The organism is Pseudonocardia nigra (genome assembly GCF_019396355.1).
In the GTDB taxonomy this organism is placed as follows: domain Bacteria; phylum Actinomycetota; class Actinomycetes; order Mycobacteriales; family Pseudonocardiaceae; genus Pseudonocardia; species Pseudonocardia nigra.
Window position 1 is genome coordinate 1 of the sequence record NZ_JAHKRK010000174.1, and the last position, 17,551, is coordinate 17,551.

The following is a 17,551-nucleotide window of genomic DNA, read 5'->3' on the forward strand; positions in this document are numbered from 1 at the left end:
GGCAGCGGTGGCATCATCGACCGCACCAGCCCTGAGTCGCTGCTGGTCAGCCCGCGATCACCCGTGACGCTGTGGATCGCACAGCAAACCGTCTCGAATTCGCATCTGATCGAATACGCGCCGGATGGAGCGAGATATGTCAGAAGCGATGCTTCTGGCGGCGCCGCTGAGCCCGGGCGAGCGCAGGAGCACGTCCAACTGGCGTCCCGCCTGTCCCAGCTGGCGACTCTGGCGGTGTGGAGCGACCATGCGCGCGTCGCACCGCTAACAGTTCGATCTGGAGTTGGGGCCGCTGATTCGTGCGCTCCGGGCGCCTGCCGTCGCAGCAGGCCTTCCGGAGGGCGACGCCGAGGGGAAGCGCGGGTATGTCTGGCACTGCTCGGCGCGGGTGGCGGCTGGGGACCGGGTGCAGACGGATGCCGACTGGGCATCGGTCGTGCGGGAGTTGCTGGACGGCGCCGGCGTTGCCGCGCGGAACGACGCGGGCGGGCCGCGATGGGTCGCGGTGCGCCACGCGGATGATCACGTGCACATCGCGGTGGTGCTGGTGCGGCAGGACAGGTGCCGGCGGTTCTGGCCGAGCCGGCACTTTCCTCGGCTGCGGGAGGCGGCCCGGCGGATCGAGCGCCGGCTCGGGTTGACGATCACGGCTCCTGCTGACGGGACCGCGGCGCGCGCGCCGGGTCGCGGGGAGATCGAGAAGGGGCGTCGTCAGGGGCGGGGGCCGGCGCGGGTGGAGCTGATGCGCGCGGTGCGGGCGGCCGCGGTCGCCGCTGATGGGCCGGGAGCTTCGTGGCCGCGTTGGAGGAGGCCGGCTATCTGGTTGAGCTGCGGCCGGCGCCGTCAGGTGATCCGCTCGGCTACAAGGTCTCGGCGCAGCACCGGCGGCTCCGGTTCCGGCTCGGGCTCGGGGGCGGGCTCCGGTTCCGGCGGCGGCGCCGTGCCGAGCGGGCCGACGGCCCGGAGACCGGCCGTCGATCGGGGCGGGCGCCGCGTGAGCCAACGCCACAGGAGCACGGCGGCGAGGAGCGCGGCGATCCCGACGGCGACCCACAGCAGGATCTGGGTCAGGTCGAGCGACCCGCCGGTGCTCTGCGCGGCCGGCGGCGACGCCGTCGGCGGCGGAACTTGCGACGGCTGGGGCGGCCGCGACGGCGGTGGCGGCGCGTTCGGGCGCCAGTCAGGGACCCAGCGCAGGCCGGTGAAGCGGGCGGCTCCCTGACTTCCCGCGGCGAGGACCACGACGACCCCGAGCAGCGCGCCGACCACCAGCGTGCGGGGCGACCTCACGTGAGCGGCCTCTGCACGGTGGCGTGGTGCCCGGCAGCGATGCTCACGGTCCGACCGTACCGCCTGGGATCGGGCTTCGGTCCTGATGTTCCCGGGCCGGTGCGGTCCGGGACGGTGCCCGCGAACTCGCGGGCGCCACGTCGTCGGCGTGGCTGAGTGAGCCACCGCCGCAGGGGAGGTCGCAGGCGAGGTCGAGGCGCTTAGCGGTCTTCGCCCCCGGCGTCTTGACGCCGGTCGCCAATCCCTCCCCGATCAGGACTGCGACCGGTGGCCGTTGTGGCCCGCTGGCGAGGGTGAGCGAACCGATCAGGGCCGGCGTCAGCAGCGCTGAGCGTGGGGGTGCCCGATGGAACGGCGCGTGCCGGACCGCGCGGACCGGCCGTGCCTCTCGCGGCCCTGGGTCAGAAGGGCGGCGCATCGCTGTCGGCTCCGGCGCGCTCCTCGAGGGCGCCGGGTGCGGTCCAGGGGTCGGCGCGCGGGCTCGGGGGCGGGTCCGGCGGAGCTACCGCTGCTGCTTTCGACGGTGGAGGTGGTGGTTCGGGGCGGTAGTCGAACGGTTCGCTGCAATAGCTGTGCCCGGTGGGGGTGATCCATTCGATGCGGCCGTCGGCGTGGGCGACGACCTGCCAGCCGGGGCGGTGTTTCAGCTTGTGGTGGTGGACGCAGCCGTCCATCAGGTTCTTCTCGGCGGTGGCTCCCTCGGGGAACGGGACGATGTGGTCGAGCTCGGCGTCCAGGGCCCGGCGGCGGCAGATGGGGTGCCGGCAGGTGACGTCGCGGGCGCGGACGAAGTCGGCGAGCGCCGCCGGGGGTCGGTAGGTAATGCGGCCGTAGTCGAGTAGTGCCCCGGACAGGGGGTCGGTGACCAGGCGGTGCCAGACGGCGTCGGCGGCGATCTCCCGGGCGAGATCGGCGGGGACGGGCCCATAGCCGACCAGCTCGCACGGTTGGTCATCGGCACCGAGCAGGGTGGAATGCGGCATCACGATCTGGATCAACGGCTTGCCGGGGGCGACCGGCCGCGGCACGGGCCCGGAGCATGCTGTCGAGCCGGGGCTGGTGTCGGCGCGCTCGGCTCCCTCGCCGTCAGTGCCGTCAACGCTGCCGGTGTCGGTCGGCTCGGTGTCAGTGGGCTCGCCCTCGTCTGCCTCGGCTCGTTCGCAGGCGTCCCGGTCGGCGGTGCCGTCGGCCTCGGCCTCGACGTCGTCGGGCTGGGCGTCGGGGTGGTCGGTGGTGCGGGCGTAGGTGATCTGCCCGGTCAACAGCGCGACCAGCAGGTCGGCGCGGCGGGCATCCATCCCGCGTGCATCCTCGGAGCCGAGGCCGCGGGCGAGCCGGGTGAGCCACTGGTAGGCGGAGTGGGCGTCGGGCGCGGACAGCAGTGCCCACAGCGCCGCCATCCCGTCCTTTTCGTCGCCGACCACGACCCGGCGGTCCTTGCGGGCCTGCTTGTGGCGGTCGTTGGCGCCCTGCGGGTCGGCCGCGATCACCGTCCGGGCGAGCGCGGCCCGCAGTTGGGCGAGGGTCTGTCCGGCGGCGCGGACGAGGACGCGGTCCTGCACCGCGCTCGCCTGCTCCGGGGTCAAATACTGGGTGGCGTCGCAGATCGCGCGGACTTTCGGCTGGTCGATCAGCCCGTCCTCCCACACCTGCCGCGCACCGGCCAGTTCGGCGTCCAGCCGCACCGCCTCGGACAGCCGGGCCTTCGCGGTGCCGCGGGACAGATGCAACGCCAGCCCGATCTCGTCGGGGGCGTACCGGCTCACCCCGGAGGCCTTGTCCGACATGGCGAGGTCGCCGGCGTCGCCGGGGCGGCGGCGGGCGAACTCGGCCAGCAGCTGCGCCTGCCGGGCCTGGGCCCACGCCGCGACCCGGTCGAACGCGGTGATCGAGTCGATCAGCCCGGCGTCGGACATCCCGGACGGGGCGGCGGTCGAGGAATCGAGATCGAGCGCAAGTAGCCCGGAGGGTTGCACCCGGGCCACGGTGAACTCCGCGACGGGTGCACGGTCCATCCTGGGATGCCACTCGACCCCACCGTCCTCGATCGGCGCGGGGAGATCCAGCAGATCGGCGGGCAACTGCTCGAGCAGCTGCACCAACGGGATCTCCCCCCTGTTCCTCGAGCGCCTCCAGGGCCGCCCACCAGTCCTCGTCCACGGGGGATCGTCGACCGGCGGCTCGAACACATGTTTGATTCTACCCGTGCTTTTTTGAGGGCGTCGACGTCTTGCGGTCTCCGGTGGCGCTCCTGCGGCGAATGGTGCGCCGCCCCGGCCGGCGGCCATCTGACGCGTTCATTCCGGTGATCTTCGCGGTCCTGCGGTCCCTGCGCGGCGTGCCCTCAGCAGGCGGTGGCGCACCGGTTGGGCCTGCCGTTCACCACCCACCGCCGGCATCTCGGGCGGAAAGGGCGGTGGCGAGGTCGTCCAGGTATCGGGACACCGGGCCGAGGGTGAGCAGCCCGCTGCCCGCCCCGGCCAGCTCGCCGGCCGCGGGCGTGAGCGCGGCGTGGGCCCGCTCCATCGCTTCCCGGTCGCCCACCGCGACGGCCGCCCGCGCGGTGAGACACCACAGGGCTTCGAACAGCAGGTCGCGGGGCGGGTCGAGGACGGTGCACAGCGCCGCGGCGGCCTCGTCGGAGCGGCCTCGGGCCAGGAGCACCAGCGGACGGGCCCAAGGTCCGTACGGCCCCCAGCCGGTGCCGTCGTCGGTCTGGGCTGGGAGGGCGTTGGTCAGTCGCAGGCACAGCAGCGCAAGCGGCAGCAGGCCGTCCTGCAGGCCGGGCATCCCGGCGCCGTCCAGCCCGGCGGCGGCCTCCCGGTAGGCCGCTTCGGCCTCTGCCACCGGTGCTCGCCCGATCGCGGCGAGCCGCAGCACCCGGTACCACTGCGTGAACACCGCCACCAGCGGCAGCTCGTTGCGTTCGGCCAGCCGGTCCGCGGCGGCGGCGTGGTGGTCGGCGCCGTCGAAGTCGGCCAGCGCGCTGCGGGCCTGGAGGCGGATGAGGTGCCCGAGCACCTCGTAGGTGACCAAATCGTGCCGGGCGGCCAAGGCGATCAGCTCGGCCCCGGTCCTGTCCCGGCGCGGGGCCAGCCCGGCATGTGGGAAGGACTGCATGAACACGCCGTTGAGGGCGAACGCCAGCAGCGCGGGATCGCCGAGCTCGCGGGCGATGTGCTCGGCCTCCTGCGCGGCGCGGGCCGGGCGTGCCGAGCGGGTGCCGCGTGACTCCAGCGCGACGGTGGTCAGCAGTCGCGCCCGGGCGGCGTCGTGTCCGGTGGGAGGCAGGGCGGCCAGCGCCCGATCGGCGGCCGCGACCACCCGTGCCGCCTGGTCGGGGTCGTCGCAGCGGGTCCAGATCGCCGAGACGTCGTACGAGCCGATGACGCGGGTGACCAGCTCCACGTCCCCCAGCTCCTCGGCGGCGGCGATCGCGGCCGGACGATGCTCGCGGGCCACCTGCAGTCCGCTGCCCCCGGTGACGGCCAGGTTGCGCAGCAGGCCCACCGTCAACTCCAGGCGAGCGCGGGACCCGGCCGCGACCGTCCGGTCGTAGGCGGCGGTGGCCTGGGCCCAGACCCGCCCGGCCGCGCCGCCCGGTTCCGGGTCGAGATGCTCGGCCTGCTGGAGGACGTCCACCTCCAGGCGGCGCAGCTCGGGGCCCGGGTCCACGCCCAGCTGCTCCACCAGGAGCGTGCGTGCCCGCCGCAGCACCGCGAGGGCGTCGCCCTGACGGCCGGTGCGGTACAGCGCGAGGGCCAGCAACGCCCAAGCGTTCTCCCGCCAGGGGTGCTCGGCCACGTGTGCGTCGAGATCCGGCACGGTCTCGGCGGCCAGGCCCAGCGCCAGGCGGGCCTCGGCCCGGCGCTCGACGGCCTGCAGTCGCAGCTCCGCCAACCGGGAGCGCTCGGCCCGCGTCCAGGGCTCGTCGGCGAAATCGGCGTAGGCGGGTCCGCGCCACCACCCCAGCGCCTCGTTCAGCCGGGCAGGCACCTCGGCGGGCGGCAGCGTCGCGGTGGCGGTCGCGACGCGCTCGAAACGCCACGCGTCCACCGCGTCCGCGTGGGTCCGGAGCGCATAGCCCGGCCCTTCGGTGACCAGCAGCCGCGGTGCGGCGCGCGGCGGGCGTTCGGGTTCCAGGGCGCGCCGCAGCGCGGCCACGAAGGTGCGCAGCGCGCTCACGGCGTCGGCGGGCGGGTCGGCCCACAGGTCCTCGACCAGCCGGGTGACCGGGACGACGCGGCCGCGGGCGACGATCAGCCGCGCCACCACGGCGCGATGCCGCGGCCCCTTCAACGCGATCGCGTTCCCGGCGCCGTCCCAGGCCAGCACCGACCCCAGCACCCCGAACGCGACCTGCATCCTCGACCGTCCTTGCGCCCGCCATCTCCTGCCCAGTACCGCGGTCACGCTAGAGCGCGCGCTGATCCGATACTCATCCGCGCCCGGCAGGCTCGGGGCCTTGCTCGTCCAGGAAAGGAACGGACCATGGCGCCTGTCATCGCCGGATTCGACCACCAGCGCGTCCCCGTCGCCGACGGCGTGTCGCTGCACGCGGCCATGGGCGGCTCGGGGCCGGCGGTCGTGCTGCTGCACGGCTTCCCGCAGACCCACCTGATGTGGCGGCACGTCGCCGCCGACCTCGTGGCCGATCACACCGTGATCTGCCCCGACCTGCGCGGCTACGGGGCCAGCGACAAGCCCGAGGAGTCCGGCCCGACGACCTACGCCAAGCGCACGATGGGCGAGGACGTCATCGCCCTCGCCCGCGCACTGGGGCATGAGCGCTTCGCCCTGGCCGGGCACGACCGCGGCGCACTGGTCGCCTTCCGTGCCGCGCTCGACCACCCGGAGGTGATCACGCACCTGGCGTGCCTCGACGTGCTGCCGACCCTCGACATGTGGGAGGCGATGCACGGCACCACCGCCGCTGTCGGGTTCCACCTCTATCTGATGGCCCAGCCCCCGGGCCTGCCCGAGCAGATGATCGCCGCGAGCGCGGATGCGTTCTTCGGCCACTTTCTCGACACCTGGGCCACCGACCCGCTGGCGATCCCCGGCGACGTCCGCGCCGCCTATCTGGATGCCTGCCGGGGCGCGGTGACCTCCATCGTGGCCGACTACCGGGCGTCGGCCGGCATCGACGCCGACCACGACCGGGCCGACCGGAAGAACGGCACGCAGCTGCGCATGCCGGTCACGGTGCTCCAGCAGGACTGGGGCGCCACCCTCGGGTACGACGCCACCGTGCTGTGGCGGGCCTGGGCTCCGGACCTCCGGCACGTCACAGTCACGTCTGGACACTTCATGGCCGAGGAGGCCGCCGCCGACGTGGTCACGGAGCTCCGCGACCTGTTGGCCCGCTGAGATCCCCTGCTGCGCCGAATGCCCGTCGCCGTAGCAGCGAATGGGGCAATGTCGAGGTGGCTTTCGACGCCCCTCCGCCTTCGGGTTATCCCCTTCCCGGCCCGGGCAGGTCGATACCGGCGTTCCGAATCCGTGGGGGACCGGGCACAGGATCCGCGAACAGCGACGTCCGACACGCTCTGGGGGGAATCGTGGCGCGTATCCGTCCGTCCAAGCCGGCCGCGGTGGTCGGCGCCATCGCCGGGGTCGCGATCGTGATCTTTGGTGTCGTTCAGATCGGGTTCGACACCCCGTTCGTCTGGCTCTGGGCCGCGATCGGAATCGCCATCGTCGCCTTCAACCTCTGGGCCGCCTTCGCGAAGCGCGGCGCGACGCAGGTCGTGGAAACTGACGACCGATCGCGAGGCTGACGCGGACGGTCACACAAACCGCGGGCTCCTTCACGTACGTCCCCCGTGGCGGTGCCGGTGTGTGCGGAACGAGCACGTTCCCATCGCCCCGCGGTCGGGGCGCGACCGGACGCGGGCGTCGGCGGCGGGCCACCTGATTCGTGCGCAGGCACCGGGCGTGGCGGCGGTTTCGTGCAGATCGGGCCGGACGCCGGGCAGCAGCGCGAAAGATCGGCCTCCAACGCGCGCGGGACAGGAGACGCACATGACACTGCGGGACGCGGCGGCCGATCTGCAGGACGAGCTCGTCCGGCTCCGCCACGAGCTGCACCGGGAGCCGGAGCTGGGCCTCGACCTGCCCCGGACGCAGGAGAAGGTGCTGGCGGGTCTGGACGGGCTGCCGCTTCAGGTACGCACCGGCGAGCGGCTGAGGTCGGTCACGGCGGTGCTGCGCGGCGCGACCGAGGGCCCGACGGTGCTGCTGCGCGCCGACATGGACGCGCTCCCGGTCGCGGAGCGCGGCGACGGACCGGTCTCGCGGTTCGACGGCCGCATGCACGCGTGCGGGCACGACCTGCACACCGCGATGCTCACCGGCGCCGCTCGGCTGCTGACGGACCGGCGGGACAGCCTGGCCGGGAACGTGGTGTTCATGTTCCAGCCGGGGGAGGAGGGGGCGGGCGGCGCCCGGATCATGCTGGAGGACGGCGTGCTGGACGCCGCGGGCGAGCGCCCCGTGGCCGCGTACGCGCTGCACGTCGTGTCGTCGCTCCTGCCCCAGGGCATGTTCGTCTCCCGGGGCGGACCGATCATGGCGGCCGCGGACCGGCTGCGGGTGACGGTGCGGGGCGCGGGCGGCCACGGGTCGAGCCCGCACCTGGCCAGGGACCCGATCCCGGCGGCCTGCGAGATGGTGCTGGCGCTGCAGACGATGGTGACCCGGCGCATCGACGCGTTCGACCCGGTGATCGTGACGATCGGGAGGATCCAGGGCGGGACCGCCGACAACGTCATCCCCGACGAGGTGTCGTTCGAGGGTACCGTCCGGTCGTTCTCCGCGGCGTCGCAGGGGCGGGTCAAGGACGCTGCGGTCGAGCTGCTGCGCGGCATCGCGAGCGGGCACGGCCTGGACGTGGACGTGGACTACCTCGTCGACTACCCGCTGACCGTGAACGACGACGCCGAGGCGGAGCTGGTGGGCCGCACGGTGCGCGAGGTCTACGGCGAGGAGCGCTACCGCGTGTCGCCGAGGGCGTTCGCCGGCTCGGAGGACTTCTCCTTCGTCGGCAACGAGATCCCCAGTGCGTTCGTCGCCCTCGGCGCCTGTCCCACCGACCGCGACCCGGCTGCGGCCGCCTACAACCACTCGGCCGAAGCGCGGTTCGACGACGCGGTGCTGGCCGACGGGGCGGCCCTGTACGCGGAGCTCGCCGTGCGGCGCCTGTCAGCCTGACGGGACGGGGGACCGCCACAGGTCCATCGGGACGTGGCCGACGGAGCGGCCCTGCTCGTCCAGCAGCCGCCCCACCCGCTTGACCACCCGCGTCGTCACCGCGCGGTCCACCACTCGCAGACCGGGGCACCGCACGGTCAGCTCCTCCTCGAAGCGGCGCAGGTCGGCCAGGCCGTGCAACCAGATCGAGAGGCCCAGCTCCACCGGCCCCGCCACGGGGAAGCAGGCGCGGGTCTCCGGCAGTTTGACCAGCTCGGCCGCGGTGGCGTCGACCTGCGACGGCGGCACGGTCAGCCACAGCATGGCCTGCGTCCGCCATCCGGCGAGCGCGGGCGCCAGGTCGCAGCGCAGCACGGCCCGCCCCGTGCCGACGAGATGCTCCAGCCTGCGTCGCACCGTGCTGCCCGGTAACCCGGTGCGAGTGCTCAGGTCGGCGATCGACGTGCGCCCGTCCGCCCCGAGCTCCAGCATGAGCCGCCGGTCGTCGGCGGAGATCGGGGCCGGGCCGACGCGGCGGCGCCGTCCGCCCAGCGCCGTGCGCTGTTCCGGGTCCAGCGCGTCCAGCCGCCACCGGCTGGCCTCGTGGTACGGGCGGGTCACGAGGATGGTCCGGGTGGCCCGCACCTGCGGGAGCCGCCCGATCCGGCGCATCACGTACTTCGACAGCGCGTCCAGGCCGTCGGTGGACACCGTCAGCAGCAGGTCGCGCGCGCCGGTCTGGATCTCCACGGTCAGCGCGTGCGCGTCGCCCGCGAGCTCGTCGGCGAGCTCCTCGACACCACCTGCGACGCAGTCCACCTCCACCAGCGCGAGGCACCCGAAGGGCAGCTGGTTCGGGCCGGGATAGCAGGTCACCCAGGCCGAGCCCGTGGCGGACAGCCGGGCCCACCGCCGGGACACGGTGGCCGGGTCCACGCCGAGCGACGCCGCGACCTCGGCCCAGGGCGCACGGGGGTTCAGCTGCACGGCGTTGATGAGAGCGAGATCCAGCTCGTCCATATGTGGCCGATCCTTGCACAGATCCGAGGAGAACGGCTGCTTCGTGCGATCCGAGCCGGTGTCGTCTCGCGCTGCCGATCCTGTTGCCACCCACTCCAACGTCGGAGAGACCCAGGAGATCGCATGGCACGGTCCATCCGCTCGACGGCCGTTCTGGCCGCTTCCCTGACGGCCGCCCTGCTGGCGGGCTGCGCCACCACGGGTTCGGGCGGAGGCCCCGGCGCGGCGACGGCCGACACGCTCACGATGGCGCTCACCTCGGACCCCAACACCTTCGACCCGGCCAAGGGCAGCGCCGCGTCGGACTACCAGGTGGCGGGCCTGCTGTACGAGACGCTGGTGCGCCGGGAGGGCGACGAGGTCCTCCCGGGGCTGGCCGAGTCGTGGGAGGTGTCCCCGGATGGCGCGGTCTTCACCCTGCGCGACGACGTCACCTGCTCCGACGGGACGCCGCTGACTCCGAGCATCGCCGCGGCCTCGCTGCAGCGCTTCGCCGGTCCGGCCGCCGCGCCGTCGGCACCCCAGGTCTTCGGGCCCGGGGGGGCCACGATCACGGCCGACGACGCCGCGGGCACGATGACCGTCCAGCTCGGCGCGCCGTGGTCGGACCTGCTCTACGGCCTGGTCATCCCGCAGGCCGGGATCGCCTGCTCCACCGACGAGGCCGCGCTGCAGGCCGGGCAGGCGCCGGGCACCGGCCCGTACACGCTCGGCGCGGCGCAGCGCGGCGCGAGCTACATGTTCACCGCCCGCTCCGACTACACGGTCGAACCCGCCTACTCGGAGATGCCGGACGGGCGGCGGCCGCCACGCTCGTCGCGAACGTGATCCAGAACGAGAGCACGATCGCCAACCAGATCACGACCGGAGCGATCAACTACGCGCCGCTGACCGGCCCGGACGCCGACCGCTTCGGCGGGGACGGGTTCACCACGGTCACCTCGCCGATCATCAACTTCATGCTCGTGTTCAACGAACGGCCCGGCCGGCCCACGGCCGACGTCGAGGTGCGCCGGGCGATCGCCCAGGCGATCGACGTCGCGGCGTTCAACGACGCGGCGGCCCGCGGCAAGGGCGAGCCGATGACCAGCATCGCCCCCGCCACCGCGCCATGCGTGAGCACGGACCCGGCGCTGCTCGTGCCCGCCGACCCGCAGGCCGCCGCGTCGGTGCTGTCGGGGATGACGCTGAAGCTCGTCGGCACGAACGCGGTGGCCGGTGGCGCGGGCAACGCCTACGTGCAGGCAGCGCTGCAGCAGGCGGGCGCGCAGGTGGAGCTCAAGAACACCGACAACGCCACCTGGGCCTCGGACGTGATGGGCAACCAGGGCGACTGGGACGTCACCGTCTTCCCGCACCTCAACCTCACCAACACGGTGACGGCGGCCGCCACCCTCTTCGCCGGCCCGGCGGCCCCGAACGGCCGCAACGTCGGCGGCGTCGAGAACCCCGAGTTCGCGGCCGCCATGGCCACGGCGTTGGCGACGCCCGACGGGCCCGCCAAGTGCGACGCCTGGGCGCAGGCGCAGCGGGCGCTGCTGGAGCGGGTCGACGCGGTGCCGCTGACGTCGGCGGTGGTGACCTACGTGTTCGACGAGCGCGCCACGGCGGCGAGCCCGGGTCAGTTCGTCGACATCGCCACGCTGGCGATCCCGAACTGAGGGGCCGATGACGACGGCAGCAGGAACCCGGTCCCCCTGGTTGCGCTTCGCCGCCCGCAGGCTGGGCGGCGTCGTCGCGGTCATGGTGGTGCTGGTGGTCGCGACGTTTCTGATCATCCAGCTGATCCCCGGCGACCCGGCGCGCACCGTGGCGGGCCCGGACGCCACGCCCGAGCAGGTCGCCGAGACCCGCGCGCGGCTCGGGTTGGACCTGCCGCTGTTCGAGCAGTTCGCCCGCTACGTCGGCGGCCTGCTGCGCGGTGACCTCGGCACCTCGTTCCAGACCGGCGAGCCGGTGGCGCAGGTGATCACGTCGCGGCTGCCGTTCACCGTGGAGCTGGCGCTGCCCGCCGTGCTCGTCGTGCTGCTGGTGTCGGTGCCGCTGGGCATGGCGGTGGCCGTGGCCGGCCGCAGCGGCCGGTGGCGGCGGCTGGACAGCGGCTTCACGGTCGTCACCAGCCTGGCGGGCGCGGTGCCCGAGTACATCGTCGGCACGCTGCTGGTGCTGGTGTTCGCCGTCGGGCTGGGCCTGCTGCCCGCGGCGGGCGCGGCCACCGTCTCCGCGCTGATCCTGCCGATCGCCGCCGTGGCGCTGGCCCCGACCTGCACGATGGCCCGCATCGTGCGCCGGGAGACCGCCGCCGTACTCGGCAGCGACTACCTGCGCACGGCCCGCGGGCGGCGGCTGTCGGCGCTGCGCCGCTACGGCCGCCACGCCCTGCCGAACCTGCTGACGAGCACGCTCACCATGGGCGGGCTGCTGCTGGCGAGCCTGCTGGGCGGCACGGTGATCGTCGAGAACGTCTTCGCCTGGCCGGGGCTCGGCACCAAGGTCGTGGAGGCCATCGCCCACCGCGACTACGCGGTGATCCAGGGCATCGTGCTCACCCTCGGCGTCATCGCCACGCTGCTCAACCTGATCGTCGACGTTCTGCTCGGGTTGCTCGACCCGCGCACGCTCACCGGGAGGGCCGAGGCTTGAGGACCAACCGAACGCTCGTCACGGGGCTCACCGGGTTGGGCGTCGTGGCCGTGCTCGCCGTGATCGGGCCGATGATCTGGGGTGACGCCGCGGACGCCCTCGGCGGCGCGGCGCGCACCGGGCCGTCCGCGGAGCACTGGCTGGGCACCGACGCGCTGGGCCGGGACGTGCTGGCCCGCACGCTCGCGGCCACCCGGCTGACGATCCTCACGACGCTGGCCGCGACCGCGCTCGCGGTGTCGGCGGGCATCCTGCTCGGCTCCGCGGTGTGGCTCAGCGGGCCGCGGGTGCGCGAGCTGGGGCTGCGCGTGATCGACGTGCTGGTGTCCTACCCGTCGATCATCCTCGCGCTGATCGTCGTGGCGATCCTCGGCGCCGGTCCGACGGCCACCGTGGTGGCGATCGGCATCGCCGGCAGCCCGACGTTCGCCCGCCTGACCGCGAACCTCGCGGCGTCCGTGGCCGGGCGCGACTTCGTGGCGATGTCGCGGCTGCTCGGCGTGCCCCGGTGGCGGCTGATGCGCAGGCACCTGCTGCCGAACATGGCCGAGCCGCTGCTGATCCTCGTCTCGGTGGCCTTCGCGAGCATCCTCACGGCCCTGTCCGGGCTGTCGTTCCTCGGCCTCGGCGTGCAGCCGCCGCAGTACGACTGGGGCAGCCTGCTCGGCACCGGCCTCACCAGCCTGTACACGAACCCCGCCGAGGCGGTCGGGCCCGCGGTCGCGATCGCGCTCACCGGGTTGTGCGCCGGGCTCGTCGGCGACGGGCTGGCGGCCGCGGTCCACCCGCGTACCCGTGCGGTCGTCCGCAGGCCGCGGGCCACGGCCGTGCGGGCGGTCCCCGCGGCGGCGTCCGGCGCGCTGCTGCAGGTCGACAGGCTCACGGTCACCGCGCCCGGCGGCAGCAGGCTGATCGAGGACGTCTCGTTCGGCATCGACCACGGCGAGATCGTCGGCGTCGTCGGGGAGTCGGGGTCGGGCAAGAGCGTCACGGCGATGGCCGTGGCCCGGCTGCTCCCCGACGAACTGCACGCCGACGCCGTCACGGCCCGGCTCGGCGACCTGGACCTGCTCACCGCGACCGACAACAGGCGGCTCGCCACCGAGATCGGCATCGTCTACCAGGACCCGTCGTCGTCGTTCAACCCCGCGCTGCGGCTCGGCGGCCAGCTCACGGAGGCGCTGCGGGTGCACCTGGGCGTGGGCCGGGAGGAGGCGCGGCGGCGGGCGACCGAGCAGCTGGCCGCGGTGCGCGTGACGAGCCCGGACCTGCGGCTGGGCCAGTACCCGCACGAGCTCTCCGGCGGGATGCGGCAGCGCGCGATGATCGCCTCGGCGCTGCTGACCCGGCCGAAGCTGCTGATCGCCGACGAGCCGACCACCGCGCTCGACGTCACCGTGCAGGCCGACGTGCTGGCGCTGCTCAAGGAGATCAACGAGCGGGACGGGACCGCCGTGCTGTTCATCTCTCACGACATCGGCGTGGTGTCGGCCCTGTGCCACCGGGTGCTGGTGATGTACGCGGGCCGGGTCGTCGAGGAGCTCACCGCCGACGCGCTGCGCGCGGGCAAAGCCCGCCACCCGTACACGAAGGCGCTGCTCGCGGCGACGCCGAAGCTGCACGAGAACGTCGCGCGGCTGACCGCGGTCCCGGGGCGCCCACCGGAGCCCGCGCACCGGCCGGAGGGGTGCGTGTTCGCCGACCGGTGCCCGATCGTGCGCGACGCCTGCCGCAGCACGCGCCCCGTGCTGCGCGACGGCGTGGCCTGCCACGCCCCGGACTGGGAGGAGGCGGCATGACGCCCGTGCTCGCTGCATCGGAGGTCACCGCCGGCTACCGCGGCACCCCGATCCTGCACGCGGTCGATCTCGAGCTGGAGCAGGGCCGCACGGTGGGCCTGGTGGGGGAGTCGGGGTCGGGCAAGTCGACGCTCGCACGCACGCTGATCGGGCTGCTGCGCCCGCAGTCCGGGCGGATCCTGCTCGACGGCGCCGACGTCACCGCGCTGCGCGGGCCACAGCTGCGCGCCCTGCGCCGCCGGATCCAGCTCATCCCGCAGGACCCGTACGCCTCGCTGAACCCGCGGATGACCGTGGGCGAGACGCTGGCCGAGGCGATCGACCCGCGGCGCGGCGGGGCCCGCAGGCACGCCGACGCCGTGGCCCGGTGGCTGGAGACCGTCGCGCTGGACGCCGCCGCCGCGGCGCGCTTCCCGCACGAGTTCTCCGGTGGTCAGCGGCAGCGCATTGCGATCGCCAGGGCTCTGGCGGTCGAACCCGAGGTGATCATCGCCGACGAGGTGACCTCGGCGCTGGACAGCTCCGTGCAGGCCGAGGTGCTCAACCTGCTCGCCGACCTGCGCCGGCGGCTGGGTCTCACGATGCTGTTCATCTCCCACGACCTCACGGTGGTGCGGCACGTGAGCGACGCGGTGGCGGTGATGTACCTCGGCCGGGTCGTCGAGCTCGCGGCGCGCGACGAGCTGTTCGAGCGGCCGCAGCATCCCTACACGCGGCTGCTGCTCGACAGCGTCCCCGACGGGAGCGAGGTGCGGGCGCCGCAGATCGTGGCCGAGCCGCCCGACCCGCGGTCCCCACCGCCCGGGTGCGCGTTCCACACCCGCTGCGCGGTTCACCACGGCCTCGGTGATGACGGCGCGCGCTGCCGGACCGAGGGCCCGCTGCTCGCCGGCGGCGTCGCCTGCCACCACCCGCTGCGGATCGCCTCGTGATCGTCGTGACGGCCGATGCGGTCCTCACGATGGACCCGGCGCGGCCGCGGGTCGAAGCCGTGATGGTCGCCGACGGGATCGTGCGGGCGGTCGGGACGCGGGAGGAGGTGCTGGCGCGGGCCGGCGCCGGCGTCACGCGTGTCGACCTGCCGGGCGCGACCGTCGTCCCCGGTCTCGTCGAGTCCCACGTCCACCCGACCTACGCCGGTCTGACCGCGGGCTGGGCGGACTGCCGCACCCCGCCATGCGGCTCGATCGCGGATGTGGTGGAGGCGCTGCGGCGGCATGCCGGGCGCACGACCGGGTGGGTGCGGGGCTGGGGCTACGACGACACGCTGCTCGCCGAGGGCCGCCACCCCACCCGCGACGAGTTGGACGCGGTGTCGGCGACCCGGCCGATCGTCGTCGTGCACACGTCGACGCACCTGGCCGTCGCGAACACCGCGGCCCTGGACGCCGCGGGCGTGGACGAGACGAGCGTGAGCCCCGACGATCGCCGCTTCCCCCGCGGGCCGGACGGACGGCTCTCCGGGCTGCTGTGGGAGATCGAGGCGCTCGGCCGGGTGCTCGGCCGGATCCCGGCCCCCACCCGCGCGCAGCTGCGGGCCGCGCTGCTCGACACGCTCACGGCCGCCACCCGGCAGGGGATCACCACCGTCCACGACCTCGGGGTGGGCATCGCCGCCGGTGCCGAGGAGCTCGACGTCTACCGGGAGGCCGACGCGGCGGGGGAGAGCTGCCCGTGCACGTCGTCGGGTACCTGCGCGGCGACCTCGCGCTGGCCGGGGACGAGCCGTTCGAGGCCCGGCCGGCCGTGGGCAGCCGGTTCCGGCTGGCGGGGGCGAAGTTCTGGGCGGACGGGTCGATCCAGGGCCTGTCGGCGGCGCTGCGGGTGCCGTACACGTGCCGGCCCGATCATCGCGGCGAGCTGCTCTACGACGAGGACACGCTCCGCACGATCTGTGGGAAGGCCGCGGCCTCGGGCGCGCAGGTGGCGGTGCACGCGAACGGCGACGCGGCCGTCGAGGCCACCGTCCGGGTGCTCGGCCCGTTGCAGCGGCCCGGGGCGGCGCCGCACCGGATCGAGCACTGCCAGGTGGCGAGCCCTGCCGACCACGACGCGATCCGGGAGGCCGGGCTGGGGGTGAGCTTCTTCGTCAACCACGTCCACTACTGGGGCGACCGGCACCGGCGGCTGTTCCTCGGCCCCGACCGCGCCCCCGACATCGACGCCCTCGCCTGGGCCGACGCGCGCGGCCAGCGCTTCGGGCTGCACTCCGACTGCCCGATCACGCCGATGGACCCGCTGCGCACGATCTGGTCCGCGGTCGCGCGCCGGACCCGGGAGGGCGAGGTGCTCGGCGCGCACCAGCGGCTCGACGTCCACCGCGCGCTGCGGGCGATGACGGCCGACAGCGCGTGGCTGGCCGGCGAGGAGGACGTCGCCGGGAGCCTGGTGCAGGGGAAGCGCGCCGACCTCGTCGCGGTGGACGTCGACCTGGCGGCCGCCGACGAGGACGCCCTGCGCCGGGCGCGGGCCGTCGCCGTCATGGTGGACGGGCAGTGGGCGGTCCAGCCGTGATCCGACACCCGAGGAATGGAGCACACGCCGATGGCTGACCTGTTGGGCCTGTCCGCGCGGATCATCGACAGCGGGGTCGCCGACGAGCCGGTGAACCGGACGACGCAGGAGCTGTCCGAGGTCGCGGACGGGATCGCGGTGGTCGAGTCGTTCTCGCACTCGGTCGCGGTCCGCACCGACGAGGGCCTGGTGGTGTTCGACGCGAGCGGCGCGCAGACCGGGGCGCAGGTCGTCGAGGCGCTGCGGGGCTGGAGCACCGAACCGGTGCACACGCTCGTCTACACGCACGGGCACGTGGACCACGTCGGCGGGAGCGGGGCGCTGCTCGCGGACGGCGCCGAGCGGGGGCACCGGCGTCCGCGGGTGGCCGCCCACGAGAACGTCGGCCGCCGGTTGGACCGTTACCGGCGGACGTCGGGGTACAACCTGGTGATCAACGCGCGCCAGTTCGGATGGCTGCGCGACCCGGCGATGCGGATCGGCGCCGGGGAGCTCAGCCCTCCGGTCGGGGCCCGCACACCGCGCTTCCTGCCCGACGACGTGGCCGAGCCGGACGTCACCTACTCCGACCGGCTCGACCTGCAGGTCGGCGGGCTGGACATCGCGCTGCACCACGCCAAGGGTGAGACCGACGACCACACGTGGGCGTGGCTCCCCCCGCACCGGGCCATCTGCGCGGGCGACTTCCTGATCTGGAACTTCCCCAACGCCGGCAACCCGCAGAAGGTGCAGCGCTACCCCGACCAGTGGGCGACGGCCCTGCGGGCGATGGCCGCGCAGGACGCCGAGCTGTTCCTGCCCGCACACGGCCTCCCGATCGCCGGCCGGGACCGCATCCGCAGGGTGCTGACCGAGGTCGCCGACGTCCTCGACGACCTCGTCGACCGGACCCTCGCCCTGATGAACGAGGGCGCGACCCTGGACACGGTGCTGCACACCGTGGCCGTCCCCGATGCCGCCCTGGCCCGCCCGTACCTGCGGCCGCTGTACGACGAGCCGGAGTTCGTGGTGCGCAACATCTCTCGGCTCTACGGCGGCTGGTACGACGGCAACCCGGCGCGCCTCAAGCCGCCGGGCGGCGCCCCCCGCCCCGC

Annotated in this window: 14 protein-coding genes and 2 pseudogenes; 12 read left to right on the plus strand and 4 right to left on the minus strand. The window is 74.3% G+C overall.

Annotated features, from left to right (window positions below; all coding sequences use genetic code 11):
* Window positions 1-283: 283 nt before the first annotated feature.
* A pseudogene (locus tag KME75_RS47005) lies at window positions 284-628 on the plus strand (relaxase/mobilization nuclease domain-containing protein); the annotation flags it as partial.
* A 215-nt stretch (window positions 629-843) separates the two neighbouring features.
* Here KME75_RS47005 and KME75_RS30505 read toward each other — a convergent pair.
* From KME75_RS30505 to KME75_RS30515, 3 genes are all read right to left on the minus strand, one after another.
* Window positions 844-1,290: a hypothetical protein gene (locus tag KME75_RS30505; protein WP_219418378.1), complete on the minus strand. Its 447-nt coding sequence runs from the start codon at window positions 1,288-1,290 to the stop codon at window positions 844-846.
* Window positions 1,291-1,691: 401 nt separating this feature from the next.
* Complete coding sequence (locus KME75_RS30510) at window positions 1,692-3,389, minus strand: HNH endonuclease signature motif containing protein (protein ID WP_308283245.1); 1,698 nt, start codon at window positions 3,387-3,389, stop codon at window positions 1,692-1,694.
* A 280-nt stretch (window positions 3,390-3,669) separates the two neighbouring features.
* A complete protein-coding gene (locus KME75_RS30515) occupies window positions 3,670-5,655 on the minus strand; it encodes an AfsR/SARP family transcriptional regulator (protein WP_219418381.1) in 1,986 nt (661 codons plus the stop codon).
* A 126-nt stretch (window positions 5,656-5,781) separates the two neighbouring features.
* Between KME75_RS30515 and KME75_RS30520 the strand changes: the two genes are divergently transcribed.
* The 3 genes from KME75_RS30520 (at window position 5,782) to KME75_RS30530 (ending at window position 8,502) form a co-directional block, all read left to right on the plus strand.
* Window positions 5,782-6,660 (plus strand): alpha/beta fold hydrolase, encoded by an 879-nt coding sequence (locus KME75_RS30520; RefSeq protein WP_219418382.1) that lies wholly within the window; start codon window positions 5,782-5,784, stop codon window positions 6,658-6,660.
* A gap of 191 nt (window positions 6,661-6,851) precedes the next feature.
* Entirely contained in the window at window positions 6,852-7,070 is a 219-nt protein-coding gene (locus KME75_RS30525) for a hypothetical protein (RefSeq protein WP_219418384.1), read from the plus strand.
* Between the two features lie 244 nt (window positions 7,071-7,314).
* Complete coding sequence (locus KME75_RS30530; protein ID WP_219418385.1) at window positions 7,315-8,502, plus strand: M20 metallopeptidase family protein; 1,188 nt, start codon at window positions 7,315-7,317, stop codon at window positions 8,500-8,502.
* Here the strand turns inward: KME75_RS30530 and KME75_RS30535 are convergent.
* The gene (locus tag KME75_RS30535) at window positions 8,494-9,501 is read right to left on the minus strand and encodes an Lrp/AsnC family transcriptional regulator (protein WP_219418386.1); all 1,008 of its coding nucleotides are present in this window, start codon (window positions 9,499-9,501) and stop codon (window positions 8,494-8,496) included. The two genes, KME75_RS30530 and KME75_RS30535, sit on opposite strands and share 9 nt — an antisense overlap.
* 123 nt (window positions 9,502-9,624) lie before the next feature.
* Between KME75_RS30535 and KME75_RS45235 the strand changes: the two genes are divergently transcribed.
* The 8 genes and pseudogenes from KME75_RS45235 to KME75_RS30575 form a co-directional block, all read left to right on the plus strand.
* Window positions 9,625-10,329, plus strand: a complete 705-nt coding sequence (locus KME75_RS45235) for an ABC transporter substrate-binding protein (RefSeq protein ID WP_219418387.1) — start codon at window positions 9,625-9,627, stop codon at window positions 10,327-10,329.
* The gene (locus KME75_RS30545) at window positions 10,326-11,162 is read left to right on the plus strand and encodes an ABC transporter substrate-binding protein (RefSeq protein ID WP_219418388.1); all 837 of its coding nucleotides are present in this window, start codon (window positions 10,326-10,328) and stop codon (window positions 11,160-11,162) included. The genes KME75_RS45235 and KME75_RS30545 overlap by 4 nt, the downstream gene beginning before the upstream one ends.
* 7 nt (window positions 11,163-11,169) lie before the next feature.
* Window positions 11,170-12,144, plus strand: coding sequence for an ABC transporter permease (locus KME75_RS30550; protein ID WP_219418390.1), 975 nt, complete (start codon window positions 11,170-11,172; stop codon window positions 12,142-12,144).
* A complete protein-coding gene (locus tag KME75_RS30555; RefSeq protein ID WP_246633153.1) occupies window positions 12,141-13,943 on the plus strand; it encodes a dipeptide/oligopeptide/nickel ABC transporter permease/ATP-binding protein in 1,803 nt (600 codons plus the stop codon). The genes KME75_RS30550 and KME75_RS30555 overlap by 4 nt, the downstream gene beginning before the upstream one ends.
* The gene (locus tag KME75_RS30560; protein ID WP_219418391.1) at window positions 13,940-14,875 is read left to right on the plus strand and encodes an oligopeptide/dipeptide ABC transporter ATP-binding protein; all 936 of its coding nucleotides are present in this window, start codon (window positions 13,940-13,942) and stop codon (window positions 14,873-14,875) included. The genes KME75_RS30555 and KME75_RS30560 overlap by 4 nt, the downstream gene beginning before the upstream one ends.
* Before the next feature lie 62 nt (window positions 14,876-14,937).
* Window positions 14,938-15,540, plus strand: a pseudogene (locus tag KME75_RS47010) (amidohydrolase family protein); the annotation flags it as partial.
* A gap of 77 nt (window positions 15,541-15,617) precedes the next feature.
* The gene (locus KME75_RS46215; protein ID WP_219418395.1) at window positions 15,618-16,457 is read left to right on the plus strand and encodes an amidohydrolase; all 840 of its coding nucleotides are present in this window, start codon (window positions 15,618-15,620) and stop codon (window positions 16,455-16,457) included.
* Between the two features lie 30 nt (window positions 16,458-16,487).
* A partial coding sequence (locus KME75_RS30575; RefSeq protein WP_219418396.1) for an MBL fold metallo-hydrolase occupies window positions 16,488-17,551 on the plus strand: 1,064 nt, incomplete at its 3' end.

Coding starts and splice junctions, on each gene's coding strand:
- KME75_RS45235 (WP_219418387.1), top strand. CDS start 9,625: ATGGCACGGTCCATCCGCTCGACGGCCGTTCTGGCCGCTTCCCTGACG.
- KME75_RS30535 (WP_219418386.1), bottom strand. CDS start 9,501: ATGGACGAGCTGGATCTCGCTCTCATCAACGCCGTGCAGCTGAACCCC.
- KME75_RS30520 (WP_219418382.1), top strand. CDS start 5,782: ATGGCGCCTGTCATCGCCGGATTCGACCACCAGCGCGTCCCCGTCGCC.
- KME75_RS30515 (WP_219418381.1), bottom strand. CDS start 5,655: ATGCAGGTCGCGTTCGGGGTGCTGGGGTCGGTGCTGGCCTGGGACGGC.
- KME75_RS30550 (WP_219418390.1), top strand. CDS start 11,170: ATGACGACGGCAGCAGGAACCCGGTCCCCCTGGTTGCGCTTCGCCGCC.
- KME75_RS30560 (WP_219418391.1), top strand. CDS start 13,940: ATGACGCCCGTGCTCGCTGCATCGGAGGTCACCGCCGGCTACCGCGGC.
- KME75_RS30530 (WP_219418385.1), top strand. CDS start 7,315: ATGACACTGCGGGACGCGGCGGCCGATCTGCAGGACGAGCTCGTCCGG.